The following is a 13737-nucleotide window of genomic DNA, read 5'->3' as shown; positions in this document are numbered from 1 at the left end:
CGAGCGGCGCGTCCACGCGCCGTCCCGCCCCGGATCGGCGGAAGCTATTCGCGTCCCCGTCGCGATAAGCCGGTATGACCGAGGTCCCTCGTGGGAGCCGTGTGCTCCTCGCCACCGGCGACGACGCGCTCCGGTCGCGTGCGGGCGCGCTCCTCGCGGACGCGTTCGGCGGGGACGGCGTCGTCACCGTCGACACGGTCGACGACGCCGTCGCGGCGGAGGGCGTCGACTGTCTGATCGTATCCATCGACCTCTTCGACGGCGCGCTCGCTCGCCTCGCGCAGGCGACGGCCCCGCCGGTCGTCGTGCTGTTGCCACCCGAGAGCGGCTACGCGACCGACGAGGTGTTCGAGGCCGGCGTGGCCGACGTCGTCCCCGTCGACGGGTCGAACCGGTTCGCCCGGCTCGGCGAACGGGTCGCCAGCGTGGTAACCTGGCAACAGCGTCGACCGGCGGCGGTCAGCCGGATCACCGAGGAGCTGAAAGAGCGCGCCATGGACGAGGCCCCCGTCGGCATCACAATCGCCGACTTCTCGCTGCCCGACCGGCCGCTCGTTTACGTCAACCGGGCGTTCTGCGAGACGACCGGCTACAGCGTCTCGGAGGCGCTCGGCCGCAACTGCCGCTACCTGCAGGGTCCCGACACGGATCCCGAGTCGGTCGCCGAACTCCGTCGCGCCGTCGACGCCGGCGAGTCGACGTCGGTCGAACTCCTGAACTACCGCCGCGACGGGACGGAGTTCTGGAATCGGGTCGACATCGCCCCGATCGAGAACGCTGCCGGAGAGGTGACCCACTACGTCGGGTTCCAGACGGACATCACGGCGCGGGTCCGCGCCGAGGAGGCGGCCGAACGGTACGCCGCCGAGGCCGACCGCGAGCGCGGGCGGCTCCAGCGGCTCCTCGACAACATCGAGGGGGTCCTCGAAGACGTCACCGGCGTCCTCGTCCGGGCGGAGAGCCGGTCGGCGCTCGAACAGGGCGTCTGCGAGCGCGTCGCGGCCGCGCCGTCGTACGCCTGTGCGTGGGTCGGCGACTGCGATCTCTCGCCCGACACGGTCGTTCCGAAGGTGTGGGCCGGCGACGACGCGGACGTGGTCGACGGTCTCGTGATCGACCGCGACGACGCGGCCGACCCGGTCGCGCGGGCGGTCTCGACGCGGACGCCCGAGGAGGCGACCGACGCCGACGGTGGCTTTCACGCCGGCGTGACGCTCCCGTTCGAAGGACTCGTCGCCGTCCCGCTGCTCCACCGCGACACGCTCTACGGCGTGTTGGTGGTCTACACTGACGAGACCGTCGAGGACCACGAACTCGTCGTGCTCGGGACGCTCGGGCGGGCGATCGGCGCGGCGATCGACGCGTTCGAGAGCCGACGGACGCTCCTGACCGAGAGCGTCGTCGAACTCCGGGTCGTCGTCGACGATCCGGACGTGCCGCTGGTCCGTCTGGCGGCCGCGACGGACTGCTCGCTCACCTCCGAGGGCGTCGTCGTCCGCGACGACGGCACCATCCTGCTTTTCGTCTCGGCGACTCCGCCGACGGCCGACCTCGCCGCCGTCGCGGACACTGGGATCGACGACGTCCGGCGGGTCGGTGACGACGTCGACGCCGGGCTGTTCGAGGTGGCGCTCCCGCCACAGTCGCTCCTCGCGCTGGTCGCCGAGGCGGGCGGCCGGCTGACCGACCTCTCGGTTGACTCACAGGAGCGGTCGCTCACGCTCACCGTCACGGTCGCCGACCGGTCGACGGGACGGGCGCTGCTCGACGACCTCGAGGGCGTCTCGTCCAGCGTCCGGGTCGCACGCATCCGCGAACGCGACGCCCCGCCGGCGACCCACCGTGGGTTCGTCGCCCGCGTCGAGGACGACCTGACGGAGAAACAGCGTACCGCGCTCCAACTCGCCCACGTCGGCGGCTTCTTCGAGTGGCCACACGGCATCTCCGGGGACGAACTCGCCGACGCGATGGGCGTCTCGCGGTCGACGTTCCACCAGCACCTCCGCGCCGCCGAGAAGAAACTCGTCTCGCGCTTCCACCGAGGAGACCCCTCGTCAATCTAAGGACGTTATAGGTCACTTAGGACATCCCAACTAGTTCGGTATTCGCGTTATGCCCTCGCGCGCCCTCCTTTCGTTTGCAATGGCAACTCCAGGCAGTGAATCCATCTGGCTGTGGCTCGGTACCGCCGGGATGACACTCGGGACGCTCTACTTCGTCGCCCGCGGGTGGGGCGTCGACGACCCCGAACAGCAGCGGTTTTACATCATCACCATCTTCATCACCGCCATCGCCTCCGCGGCGTACTTCGCGATGGCGACGGGCTTCGGACTCACCCAGGTAACGGTCAACGGGCAGGTGCTCGACATCTACTGGGGCCGGTACGCCGACTGGCTGTTCACGACGCCGCTCCTCCTGTTGGACCTCGCGCTGTTAGCGCGTGCGAGTAAGAACACGATCTACACGCTCGTCGGCCTCGACGTGTTGATGATCGGGACGGGCGTCATCGGCGCCCTCGCCGCTTCGTCGGCCACCGTCCGGATCGTCTGGTGGGCGATCAGCACGGTGTTCCTGCTGTTCCTCCTCTACTTCCTCATCCGCGCGCTCAACGAGGCTGCGACGAGGCAGACGCCGGAGGTCCGGAAGCTGACCAGCACGCTTCGGAACCTGCTCATCGTGCTCTGGCTGGCGTACCCCATCGTGTGGATCCTCGGCACCGAGGGCACCATCGGTATCATCCCCCTGTACTGGGAGACGGCGGCGTTCATGGTGCTCGACCTGACCGCGAAGGTCGGCTTCGGGTTCATCCTCCTGCGGAGCCACTCCGTCTTGGAGGCGGCCACCCAGCCGACCGGTGCGGCACCGACGGCCGACTGACGCCGGCATCCGCGGTCGCCCGTTTTTCGAACGTCCACTCGCCTCGACACATGCTCGTACACCACTCAACCGTTGACCGGAGCCGACCGTGACCCGCCTCACCTACCTCGCGTTCCACGCCGTGTTCGTCGTCCCCCCGCTGGTCGTCCTCGCCGTCGCCGCTTGGCGTCGCCGGGCGCGACTGGATCGCTCGGCGTGGCGGGCCCGTGGCCTCGGGCTGGTGCTCCTCACCCTCGTCGCGCTCGTCTACACGACGCCGTGGGACAACTACCTCATCGAGCGCGGCGTCTGGTGGTACGGCGACGGTGCCGTCGTCGCCACGGTCTGGCTCGCACCGGTCGAGGAGTACCTGTTCATGCTACTCCAGCCGGTCCTGGCCGTGCTGTGGGTCTCGCTCCTCGCGCCGCCGAACCCGGGGGCGGTATCGGTCACGCGCCGCCAGCGACTCGTGGGCGTCGTCGCCGGCGGCGTCGTCCTCCTCGTCGGGGTCGTGCTCCTCCGCGACGCGCCGACGTACTACCTGGGCGCTATCCTCGCGTGGGCAGGTCCCGTCCTCGCCCTCCAGTGGGGGTTCGGCTGGCCCGTCCTGTGGGCGACTCGGCGAGCGCTCGCTCTCGGCGTCGGCGTCCCTACCCTATACCTCTGGGTGGCCGACCGGGTCGCTATCGAACTCGGCGTCTGGGTCATCTCCGAGACGTACACCACCGGCGTGGCGCTGTTGGGCCTGCCGGTCGAGGAGGCGGCGTTCTTCGTCGTGACGAACCTGTTCGTGGTGCAGGGACTGTTCTTGTTCCTGTGGGTGCTCGAACGGTGGGGATGGACGACCCCCGCCTCCACTTCGGCTCCCGCTCGCACCGCCGACGCCGCAGTCTCGGCGGCGACACCGGGACGTGAACCTGCCCTCCGCACCGATGGGTCGCCGCCGAGATCCGGGCGGCCCTGGCGCGGTTGGTCGACTCGCAGTGGGCGGCGCGGCCGGGAGGACCGGGAACGACAGTAAAAGGTTAACACCCCGGGCGAACAACATCGGACAAGAATGGCCGAAGACGTCAAACCGACGCGAAAGAATCTGATGGCCATCGAGGACCGCATCGAGCTCTCCGAGCGCGGTCACGACACGCTCGAACAGAAGCGTGACGGCCTCATCATGGAGTTCATGGACATCCTCGACCAGGCGCAGGACGTCCGCTCCGAACTCTCCGACGACTACCAGAACGCACAACACAAGATCAACATGGCGCGGGCCATGGAGGGCGACGTCGCGGTCCGTGGGGCCGCCGCGGCGCTCAAAGAGCACCCCGAGATCACGACGCAGTCGAAGAACATCATGGGCGTCGTCGTTCCGCAGATCGAGTCCTCCCGGGTCAAAAAGAGCCTCGACCAGCGTGGCTACGGTCTCCTGGGTTCGAGCGCCCGGATCGACGAGGCCGCCGACGCTTACGAGGAACTGCTGGAGACGATCATCCTCGCCGCCGAGGTGGAGACGGCGATGAAGAAGATGCTCGAGGAGATCGAGACGACGAAGCGCCGCGTCAACGCGCTGGAGTTCAAGCTCCTCCCCGACCTGTACGAGAACAAGGAGTACATCGAGCAGAAGCTCGAAGAACAAGAGCGCGAGGAGATCTTCCGGCTGAAGAAGATCAAGGCGAAGAAGGAAGAAGAGGAGAAGGAAGCCCGCGAGGCCGAAGCCGCCGCGGCCGAACCCGACGAGGTCGAGCGCGTCTCCGCGGACGACTGATCCGGCCACCGTCTTCTCTCTCCCTTCTCGCCGCCCGCCCGGTCCACGCCACCCTCGGCTCCCGACGGTCGTCTTCGCTCGTCGCATACGTCCCCGCCGACCGTGCCGTCCGACCGGACGTGCGATCGCTAGACGGGATCGAAACCCGTCCGACGTCACCTTCTCCGTGGCCTGTCTCCCGGGAGCCTCTCACCGGCGTCGACGTTTTTGTCCCCGCCGAACCTCCACCACGGTATGGCCTGTTCTGCCTGCGGCGGCGGCCGCGTGACGTTCGCCGTCCCCGCGTCGCTCCGTCCGTACGCGCCCGACGAATCGCCCCACGCCGCGCTCTGTACCACCTGCCTGCGGGTCACGGCGGTCGACGACGCCTCGGCCGGGTCCTCCGGGACCGCCGACGCGGCTGCGGTCGACTGGGGGCCGCTCCCGTCGGGCGAGGCGGGCGTGGCGACGGCCCTCCTTCTCGGACTCCTGGACTCGCTCGCGCTCCGGCGGGCCGACGTGACGGCCCTCGTCGACCACGCGGAGGCCGCCGGCGGCGACCCGCTCCTCGCGCTCGACCGTCTCTCTGGGCTGGCGTCGAGTGGCGAGATCGACCCCGAGGTGGCTCTCGACCGGCGGACGGCCCAGCTCCAGTCGCTGCTCGGCTGAGGAGACGGAGGCCTCGACGCTCAGCCGCCGCGGTCGCCGTCCGCACCGGCGTCGCTCCCGCCGGCGAGGAAGTCGTCGGTGAACTCCGTCGCTGCCGACCGGCGGCGCTCGAACGCCTCTTTGCCCCAGGCGACGGCCGCGTCGGTGTCGTTGACGATGACGCCGTCGAGTCGGCCACCGTCGCCGTAGACGACGACGGCGACTCCTGTCCCGTCCAGTGATTCGATCACGAACAGGTCGTACGACAGGTCGTCGATCTCGTAGGCGCGGTACCGGCCGGTGACGGCCATCTCGTGACGCTTGTCGAGGTACCACTCGCGGAGGTGGGACGCGAGATTGCTCGTGTAGACGACGTCCGCGTAGCCGCCGCGCTCTGTCACCATCTCGTGGAGCCGTGCGGACGCCTCGGCGTCGTTGATCGCGCTGGCGCAGATCCACATCTTCGTCGCCCGTTCGAAGCGCTCGATCACCTCGTTCGCCGGCCGGCCCATCGCCGGCGGTTCGCTCCGGTGGGCCGTCGCGCCGTCGAGCAGTTCGGGGCCGACGTCGGCCGTCGCCGGGAGTTCACGGAGCAGATCGCCGAAGCGTGCGACGTCGGCCGTCCGCTCGCAGTAGCGACGGTACGACTCGTGCGCCAGCCGTCCGGCGCGCGTCGCCGTGACCCCGCCCCGGTCTCGTCGGACGAGCCCCGCCCCTTCGAGCCGACGGACGGCCCGGTCGACCGTCGACCGCGAGACGCCGAGTTCGGCGGTGAGCCCGGACTTGTCGGAGCCGCCCTCGACGAGCATCGCTAACATGTTGGTTCGCTGATCGGCGAGGCGACGGAGTTCGGCCGCAGCGTCGTCTTCCGGCGTCATCGCTCAGTCCGGCTCCCTCAGGACACCGTCGCTGTCGCCGTCACCGCCGCCCGACTGGGTGGCGTTCGGTCGTGTCCTCGCTCGGCTCGGCCACCGACGACGGTCACTCGCTCTCATCGTCCTCCCCGTCGCCGCCGTCCCCGCCGATCCGGAAGTCGTCGGTGAACTCGGTCGCCGCCGCCCGGTAGCGTTCGAACGCCGCCTCGCCCCAGGCGACGGCCGCGTCAGTGTCGTTGACGATCGTCCCCCGGAGCGTCCCGGTTTCGTCGTAGACCATCACGACGACGTGCGTTCCGTCGTCGGTGTCGACGAGGAAGAGTTCGTACGGCAGGTCGGCGATCTCGTACGCGCGATACCGGTCGGTCGCGATCATCTCGTGGTGCATTCGGAAGTACTGCCGTCGAACGTGGTCCGCGAGGCCCTCCGTGTAGACGACCGATCCGCGTCCGCCTTCCTCCGTGACCATCCCGTGGAGTTTCGTCGTCGCGGCGGCGTCGTTGATGACGCTGGCGCAGGCGCGGAGCCTTGTCCCGTCGCCGATGAGCGCGGTCACCTCGTTCGCCGGCCGACCCGTCGCCGGCGGCTCGCTCCGGTGGGCCGTCGCGCCGTCGAGCAGTTCGTGGCCGACATCCGCGGCCGGTGAGAGCTCTCGGAGCAGGTCGCCGAAGCGCGCGATGTCGGCCGTCTCGTCGCAGTAGCGACGGTACGACTCGTGCGCCAGCCGTCCAGCGAGCGTCGCCGTGACCCCGCCCCCGTCCCGTCGGACGAACCCGCTCGCTTCGAGCCGGCGGATCGTCCGGTCGATCGTCGACCGCGAGACGTCGAGTTCGGCCGTGAGCTCGGACTTGTCGTAGCGCCCGCCGACGAGGACGGCCAGCGTCTCGGCGCGGCGTCCGACCAGGCGGCGGATGTCGGCCGTGTCGTCGCCACCCCTTGTCATACTCCTTCACACGAGAGTGGAACGTATATATTGTGGGAACTGTCCAGGTCTGTGCACTCTCGACCGATACGACAGGTCGTGACGGGAGTCGGCGGCCGAGGGTGTTTACACACCGGTCGAGTAGCGCAGAATGCCGGCAATGCCACCGAAGGCGTCGTACAGCTGCTCTCCCTTCTCGAAGTCCGTCGAGATGAATTTGGTCTCGGTCCCGCGCTGTTCGGCGAGTTCCATCAGGTACTCGATGGCGTCGGTCCGCTCGGTCACCTCGGCCCCGCTCCCGTCGTCGCAGGTGTGATCGGGCGTGGCGTGGCGGCGGTCGACGAGTTCGAACTCCTCGGTGCCGTCGCAGTCGTAGACGACGATGTCCGATCGGAGGTCCTCCGAGAGGAGGAGCCGATCCACGGAGCCCATCACGAGGTTCTGTCGCGTGGGCTCGAAGCCGTAGGTCGCCTCGTCGCCCCGGTGGAGCTTCTCGAAGAACTCCTCCATCTGTTTCTTGTCCTTGACGACCTCCTGGTCGGCGAGGACCTCCTGGCCGGCGTCGACGAGGTCGTACAGCCCCGACTCGTCGGTGTACGCGACGTCGAACTTGCCCAAGACCTTCTCTTGCAGTTCGTGGTGGAGGTAGTCACCGTCGAGGAACTCGTCTTTCGTCGGCGAGGGGCCGCCGACGAGGACGCCGTCGAGGTCGTGGCGCTTCGGGACGAACAGGTCGTTGGCCATCTCCGCGACCTCCTGGTAGAAGTTGTCGATGGCCTCCAACCTGAGACGGGCGAACCGTTGTGCGGACTGGCCACCTTTCCGCTGCTTGCCGGGGACGAGCGACGAGGCGGACTTGACGGGTTCGACCCGCTTGCCCTTGAGCCAGCCGACGTTGGCCTCCCGGCGGTCGAGTACGACCAGCCCGAACAGGCCCTTGTCCATCAGCATCTCCTCTAACGGCTCGGTGAGAAAGGCCGAGTCACAGTGGTAGCGGAACGACTGGATCGGCTCCGGCGGGTTCTCCAGGACTTTGGTGACCATGTCGGTCTGGCCACCGCCCGAGTCGATCGCGCCCGAGAACAGCACCATCCCGTTGTCCGGCGGGTTCTTGTAGTAGCGCAGGCGGTCCTTGATGCTCGTCAGTGCGTCCTGGACCGCCGTCCGGGTCTGCTTGGATTTGATGTTGCTCGCCTCGGAGTGCTCCTGGGTCACGTGAGCGACGATGTCCGAGATCTGCTTGTCGGGGGGAACGTAGATCGAGACGAGCTGTGTCCCCGACCCCTCGTACTCTTTGAGGTCCTCGATGACCTTCCGGAACTCGTACTTCCGGCGGTCGTCGCTGACCTCTTCGGCGTCGGTACTCATTACCCGTACTAGCCCCGCCGGTGGCTAAGTAAGCTTTGACTGGTTGGTCCGCGCGTGGTTCTCACGCGCCTCGGCGCTCGTGACGACGCTCCGGCCGGCGACCCGTCGGTCGACGCCGCTCTCACCCCGCGACCGAGTCACTCCTCCGGCGTGACGGAGACGTTCGACTGGAAGACGTTCTCGGGATCGTACTCGGCTTTCACCGCGCACAGCCGGTCGTAGCTGTCCCCGTACGCCTGCCGCGGCCAGTCCTCCCACTCCTGCTCGTCGACCCCGACGTACCCGACGTACGCCCCCTCGCCGCCGAGGTCACGGAGTCGACGCTCGGTCTCCCGTGCCCACGCCAGGTGTGCCGGACTGTCGTGGGACTCCCAGGCGACCTCGACGACGACCAGGTGTGACTTGTCGGCCCACGCGAACGCCGACTCCGGCCCGCTCCCGACCGCATCCCCCATCGGCCAGATGCCGACGCCGTCCATCCGGCCGGGTGCCGCGTCGGTCCGTTCGAGGGCGCACCGGTGTATCTCGTCGGTCAGGTCGTCGACGAACACGGACCGGTGGACGTACTTCCGTCCCCACGGGTGGAGCATCGTGCCGAGTTCGTGCAGCATCTCGTACGGCACAGGCTCGCTGTTGTCGACCAGGGGGTCCGTCACGGCCCGGAGCGGCGCGAACGCCTCCATCCCCGCCTCAGGGTCGCCGGCGTAACAGCCGATGAGCGCGACTGCCTCCTCGCCGTGGTGCTCGGGCGGCATCCCCGGGATGGCGGGGACGTCCGCGTAGTTGCAGATGACGGTCGCCTCGGGTGGCGCGTCGGTGGCGAACTCCCGGAACGCCTCGAACACCTCGGTCGCGGCGTCGCGCGGATAGAACACGCTCAGCCCGGCGACGATCGGGCCGACCTCGCCGCAGTCAAACTCGAACTCGGTGACAATCCCGAAGTTGCCGCCACCGCCGCGGACCGCCCAGAACAGGTCCGCATTCCGGTCCGGGGTCGCGGTACGGACCGTCCCATCGGCGGTGACTACCTCGACCCGACGGAGCGCGTCGATCGAGAGGCCGTGTTTCCGTCGGATCCACCCGATCCCGCCACCGAGTGTCGTTCCGGCCATGCCGGGACAGCCGGCACTTCCCGTCGGTGGGGCCAGCCCGTACTCCTGGGTCTCGCTCAACACGTCCGCAGTCTGGGCCCCCGACCCGACCGTGACGACGTTCGCGTCCGGATCGACGTCGACGTGGTCGAGGTTCTGGAGGTCGACGACGACCCCGTTCTCCGCGATGGCACTGCCCGCCTGGTCGTGCGCCCCGCCGCGGACCGACAGGTCGAGATCGTGTTCGCGGGCGAACGCGACCGCCCGAGCGACGTCCGTGCCGTCGGCGACACGAACGATCACGGCAGGATACCGGTTGATCAGCCCGTTCCAGACGTCCCGAGCGCCGTCGTACGCGCCGTCGTCGGGGAGCAAGAGTTTCCCCTGCACGTCCCGAGCGAGTCCGCCGATCGCCTCCTCGCCGAGCGCACCGACCACCCCGAGTGGATGCATGTCAGACGCCATGTGATACGGTTCGGCCGTGTGACCGCTCACGTCTATGGGTTGTTCAGATGTGATCTCTGACACGCCGGTCTGACGGCGGCCGCCGGGTTCCGCTCGTGACCGCACGGGGCGGGGTGGTCGAGTCCCCCCAAGATCGCCAGCGTCGAGAGTTCCGATCGGCTTCGGCCGGTGAAATTTTATATATCCCCCACGGTTCGTTTCGGACAGCATGGGACGGGTCTACGCGGTCGCGAGCGCGAAAGGCGGGGTCGGCAAGACCACCACCACGGCGAACCTGGGGGTCGCGCTCGCCGCCGCCGGCCACCGGGTCGCGGCCGTCGACGCGGACGTCGGCATGCCCAACCTCGGTCGGATGCTCGGACTGTCGCCCGACGGCCCGACGCTCCACGACGTCCTCGCCGGTGAGGCCGCTCCCCTGGAGGCGGTGTACGAGGGGCCGCGGGGGCTCGCCGTCGTGCCCGGAACGGCGACGCTCGACGCCTACGCGATGGCCGACCCTCGCACGCTCCGGTCGCTCGTCGCGGCGCTCGCCGACGAGTACGACGTCGTCCTCGTCGACACCGGTGCCGGCCTGAGCCACGACACCGTCCTCCCGCTCGGCCTCGCCGACGCCGTCATCCTGGTGTCGACGCCGTCGCCCGACGCCCTCGGCGACACGGACCGAACCCGTCAGCTCGTCGACCGCGTCGGCGTCCCGGTCGCGGGGCTCCTCCTGACCCGCGTCGACGCCGGGGCCGCGGACGTCGACGCGCTCGTCTCCGAGTTCGGGGTCGACCTCCTCAACGTCGTTCCGGAGGACCCGTCCGTCGAGGCGGCCACGGCCGCGGGCGACCCGGTCGTCGTGTCCGACGCCGACTCACCAGCCGCCGCGGCGTACCGGTCGATCGCGGGCGCGCTCGCCGCGGCGGCCACGGACGGCGCCGCGACCGACGCCGCGACCGATGCCGCGACCGACGCCGACGCGGTCGATGCGGACGAGACGCCGGAGAGCGGAGCCGAGACCGCGACCGAGACGACAGCTCCCCCCGGAGGGATCGACGAACTCGATCTCTCGTCGGCGCTCGACACGGCCACCGACGCGGACACCGCCGACGACCTCGACGCAGTGTTCGACCTCGACGACAACGCGGGTGACGCGGACGACGCCCCGTCGCCGGCCGGACCCGACGCGGACGAAGCTGACGCGGACCACGCCAGCGCGGAGGTGATCGACGACGACCACGCCGACGCGGACGAGACCGAAGACGAAGACGAGGGCAGCGTCGAGGACGCGGACTCGGCCGGTGGACTCGCCGCGACGCTCGCGGACGTCGAGTCCAGTGCCGGCTCCGACGCCGACTCGGGCGACGACGTGGCCGACGAGCCACCGGAACACGGCGACCTGGCGGACGACCCCCCCGACGACGACGAGCCGGTCTCCGTCGCCGACGCGGTCGCCGAGGCGGAGCCCGACGCGGACGGGGAGGTGACGTTCGACACGGCCCCGGACGACGCCGCCGGCATGGACGTGACGATCCAGCCGGACGACGCACCCGATATTCCCGACGCGGAGTCCGACGCCGAGTCGGACTCTGCGACCGATCCCGACGACACGCCGTCCGGGGCGGCGGCCGCGGCGACCGACGCGGACGAACACGAGGGCGACGACGCGGGCTCAACGGACGCCGACGCCGGCGAGACCGAGGAGAAGAAGCGGAAGGGGCTGTTCGGGCGGTTCTTCGGGTAGCTCCCGGTCCCTGGTTCGTTCGACGGAACGAAGAGCGCGAACGAGAAGTTCTTTTACGCGGCTCCGACGACGGTTCGTATGGCTGATTCAGACGCGGTTCCGTTCTGGTGGCTCGTGCTGTTCTTGCTGCTCGCCCTCGGACTGGGTGCGGCAACGGTCCTCGGCGTCGGCGGATCGCTCATCGCCGGCCTCGTCACTCCCGTCCCGGTCGCCGGCTGAACGAGACCGGGGCCGCTCGGGATCGTCCGGCCGCTACATCGACGTCGGGGCCTCGACGCCGAGGGTGTCGAGGGCGTTCGCGACCGTGTGCCGAGCAGCGCGGACGAGCGCGATGCGGGCCGCTCGCACCTCGGGGTCCTCGGCGGACAGCACCGGGCACTCCCGGTAGAACGCGTTGAACGTCTCGCTGATCTCCCGGGCGTAGGTGGCGATCGCGTGCGGTTCGAGGTCCGCCGCGGCGGCTTCGATCCGCGCGGGGAAGCGTGCGATGACCCGGAGCAGTGCCTGTTCTTCGGGTTCGGTCAACGCCGACGCGTCGACCGTCCCGTCCACGTCGGCCTCGGCCAAGATCCCACAGCAGCGCGCGTGGACGTACTGGACGTACGGCGCGGACTGCGCCTCGAAGTCGAGCGCGCGCTCCCACTCGAAGGTGATCGACTTCGTCGGCTGTTTCGAGACGATGTCGTAGCGGACCGCACCGATGCCGACCTGGTGGGCGATGCGGTCGATGTCTTCGTCCGTGAGGTCGTCGTCGCGGACGCGGTCGTCGAGCCGGGATTCGACCTCGTCGCGGGCGCGGGCGACGGCCTCGTCGAGCAGGTCGTCGAGGTCGACGCCGGTGCCCTCGCGCGTGGACATCCCGCCCTCGGGGAGGTTCACCCACGAGTAAAACGTCGACTCCAGCCGCGAGGTATCGTTACCGAGGACGTCGAGCGCCGCTTTCAACTGCTCGGCCTGGAGTTTGTGATCCTCGCCGAGGACGGTCACGGCGCGGTCGAAATGTTCGAACTTCCACTCGTGGTGGGCGAGGTCGCGCGTCGTGTACAGCGTCGTCCCGTCCGACCGGAGGAACACGAGCCGTTTATCGATCCCGTGGTCGGAGAGGTCCAACTGCCACGCGTCGTCCTCGTAGACGGCGTTGTCGGTCTCCTTGAGTCGGGAGACGACCGCGTCGGCGGAGCCGTCGCGGATGAACTCCGTCTCCTTGACGAACGCGTCGAACTCGGCGGGGAGCCGTTCGAGCGACTGGCGCATCCCCGACAACACCTGGTCGACGACGCGGCCGACGCGCTCGAACGTCTCGTCGTCCCCCGCTTCGAGCCCTTGCATGATGGCTTCGATCTCGGTCTCGGCGGCCTCTGTCTCGGCCTCGTCGGCCTCGTCGAGCCACTGGTTCCCCTTTCTGTAGTACCGCACGAGCTCGTAGTCCGGCCGGTCGCGCTCGGGGTCGGGCAGGTCGTCCTCGTCGAACGTCTCGTACGCCCAGGTGAAGACGGCGACCTGTCGGCCCGCGTCGTTCACGTAGTAGTGCCGTTCGACGTCGTAGCCGGCGTAGTCGAGACAGCGGGCGATGGCATCCCCCAAAATGGGATTGCGGGCGCGGCCGACGTGGACCGGGCCCGTCGGGTTCGCGGAGGTGTGCTCGACCACGACGCTCGTTTCTTTCGACTGGAGCCGGCCGTACCCGTCGTCCTGGGCGGCGTCGAGTGTCGCCTCGTCGTACGCCTCGGTGACGTGGAAGTTCACGTACGGCCCCTGGGTGTCGACCGTGCCGATGTACGCGGACGCGTCGGTCGAGATGGCGTCGACGATGTCGGCGGCGATCCGTGGTGGCGGGGCCCCGACCTCACTTGCGAGCCGGAACGCGACGCTCGAAGCCAGGGTGGCCGAGACGTCCTCGGGTGGTTCTTCGACGCCGAGATCGTCGGTCGGCAGATCGAGGGAGTCGAGTGCCGCGGAGAGGGCCTCCTCGACCTCCGCTCGGAACTCTCTGAACATGGCCGTGGCTACCCTCGCGTCCGGTATTAGGGTACCGAGTTTCGCTCGCG

The 13737-nt window shown here is 69.2% G+C and carries 12 protein-coding genes; 7 read left to right on the top strand and 5 right to left on the bottom strand.

What is annotated here, in order from left to right; all coding sequences use genetic code 11:
• Nucleotides 1–74 precede the first annotated feature (74 nt).
• The 5 genes from NKJ07_RS13525 to NKJ07_RS13505 all read left to right on the top strand — a co-directional run bounded on the left by NKJ07_RS13525 (nt 75) and on the right by NKJ07_RS13505 (nt 5263).
• Nucleotides 75–2063, top strand: a complete 1989-nt coding sequence (locus NKJ07_RS13525) for a bacterio-opsin activator domain-containing protein (protein ID WP_318567339.1) — start codon at nt 75–77, stop codon at nt 2061–2063.
• A 79-nt stretch (nt 2064–2142) separates the two neighbouring features.
• A complete protein-coding gene (locus NKJ07_RS13520) occupies nt 2143–2877 on the top strand; it encodes a bacteriorhodopsin (RefSeq protein WP_318567338.1) in 735 nt (244 codons plus the stop codon).
• Between the two features lie 88 nt (nt 2878–2965).
• Nucleotides 2966–3877: a lycopene cyclase domain-containing protein gene (locus NKJ07_RS13515; protein ID WP_318567337.1), complete on the top strand. Its 912-nt coding sequence runs from the start codon at nt 2966–2968 to the stop codon at nt 3875–3877.
• Between the two features lie 36 nt (nt 3878–3913).
• A complete protein-coding gene (locus NKJ07_RS13510) occupies nt 3914–4615 on the top strand; it encodes a V-type ATP synthase subunit D (RefSeq protein WP_318567336.1) in 702 nt (233 codons plus the stop codon).
• Nucleotides 4616–4849: 234 nt separating this feature from the next.
• Nucleotides 4850–5263, top strand: coding sequence for a DUF6276 family protein (locus NKJ07_RS13505; RefSeq protein WP_318567335.1), 414 nt, complete (start codon nt 4850–4852; stop codon nt 5261–5263).
• 20 nt (nt 5264–5283) lie between these two features.
• Here NKJ07_RS13505 and NKJ07_RS13500 read toward each other — a convergent pair whose 3' ends face one another.
• The 4 genes from NKJ07_RS13500 to NKJ07_RS13485 all read right to left on the bottom strand — a co-directional run bounded on the left by NKJ07_RS13500 (nt 5284) and on the right by NKJ07_RS13485 (nt 9951).
• Nucleotides 5284–6120, bottom strand: a complete 837-nt coding sequence (locus tag NKJ07_RS13500) for a helix-turn-helix transcriptional regulator (protein ID WP_318567334.1) — start codon at nt 6118–6120, stop codon at nt 5284–5286.
• Between the two features lie 103 nt (nt 6121–6223).
• Nucleotides 6224–7060 (bottom strand): helix-turn-helix transcriptional regulator, encoded by an 837-nt coding sequence (locus NKJ07_RS13495; protein ID WP_318567333.1) that lies wholly within the window; start codon nt 7058–7060, stop codon nt 6224–6226.
• Nucleotides 7061–7165: 105 nt separating this feature from the next.
• Nucleotides 7166–8407, bottom strand: a complete 1242-nt coding sequence (gene prf1, locus NKJ07_RS13490) for a peptide chain release factor aRF-1 (RefSeq protein WP_318567332.1) — start codon at nt 8405–8407, stop codon at nt 7166–7168.
• A 137-nt stretch (nt 8408–8544) separates the two neighbouring features.
• Nucleotides 8545–9951, bottom strand: coding sequence for an FAD-binding oxidoreductase (locus NKJ07_RS13485; RefSeq protein ID WP_318567331.1), 1407 nt, complete (start codon nt 9949–9951; stop codon nt 8545–8547).
• Between the two features lie 220 nt (nt 9952–10171).
• Between NKJ07_RS13485 and NKJ07_RS13480 the strand changes: the two genes are divergently transcribed.
• On the top strand, nt 10172–11689 hold the full coding sequence (locus NKJ07_RS13480; RefSeq protein ID WP_318567330.1) for a MinD/ParA family protein: 1518 nt from the start codon (nt 10172–10174) through the stop codon (nt 11687–11689).
• A gap of 78 nt (nt 11690–11767) precedes the next feature.
• Nucleotides 11768–11908, top strand: coding sequence for a hypothetical protein (locus NKJ07_RS13475; protein ID WP_318567329.1), 141 nt, complete (start codon nt 11768–11770; stop codon nt 11906–11908).
• A gap of 33 nt (nt 11909–11941) precedes the next feature.
• On the opposite strand, the gene argS is transcribed toward NKJ07_RS13475, so the two are convergent.
• Nucleotides 11942–13687 carry an arginine--tRNA ligase gene (gene argS, locus NKJ07_RS13470; RefSeq protein WP_318567328.1) on the bottom strand — a complete coding sequence of 582 codons (1746 nt, stop codon included), beginning with the start codon at nt 13685–13687 and terminating at the stop codon, nt 11942–11944.
• Nucleotides 13688–13737 lie beyond the last annotated feature (50 nt).

The organism is Salinigranum marinum (assembly GCF_024228675.1).
Lineage (GTDB): Archaea > Halobacteriota > Halobacteria > Halobacteriales > Haloferacaceae > Salinigranum > Salinigranum marinum.
Note: the sequence above shows the minus strand (reverse complement) of the source record. Positions and strands in the feature narration are given on the sequence as shown.

Coding starts and splice junctions, on each gene's coding strand:
- NKJ07_RS13475 (WP_318567329.1), top strand. CDS start 11,768: ATGGCTGATTCAGACGCGGTTCCGTTCTGGTGGCTCGTGCTGTTCTTG.
- argS (WP_318567328.1), bottom strand. CDS start 13,687: ATGTTCAGAGAGTTCCGAGCGGAGGTCGAGGAGGCCCTCTCCGCGGCA.
- NKJ07_RS13495 (WP_318567333.1), bottom strand. CDS start 7,060: ATGACAAGGGGTGGCGACGACACGGCCGACATCCGCCGCCTGGTCGGA.
- NKJ07_RS13485 (WP_318567331.1), bottom strand. CDS start 9,951: ATGCATCCACTCGGGGTGGTCGGTGCGCTCGGCGAGGAGGCGATCGGC.
- prf1 (WP_318567332.1), bottom strand. CDS start 8,407: ATGAGTACCGACGCCGAAGAGGTCAGCGACGACCGCCGGAAGTACGAG.
- NKJ07_RS13505 (WP_318567335.1), top strand. CDS start 4,850: ATGGCCTGTTCTGCCTGCGGCGGCGGCCGCGTGACGTTCGCCGTCCCC.
- NKJ07_RS13520 (WP_318567338.1), top strand. CDS start 2,143: ATGGCAACTCCAGGCAGTGAATCCATCTGGCTGTGGCTCGGTACCGCC.
- NKJ07_RS13500 (WP_318567334.1), bottom strand. CDS start 6,120: ATGACGCCGGAAGACGACGCTGCGGCCGAACTCCGTCGCCTCGCCGAT.
- NKJ07_RS13480 (WP_318567330.1), top strand. CDS start 10,172: ATGGGACGGGTCTACGCGGTCGCGAGCGCGAAAGGCGGGGTCGGCAAG.
- NKJ07_RS13525 (WP_318567339.1), top strand. CDS start 75: ATGACCGAGGTCCCTCGTGGGAGCCGTGTGCTCCTCGCCACCGGCGAC.
- NKJ07_RS13510 (WP_318567336.1), top strand. CDS start 3,914: ATGGCCGAAGACGTCAAACCGACGCGAAAGAATCTGATGGCCATCGAG.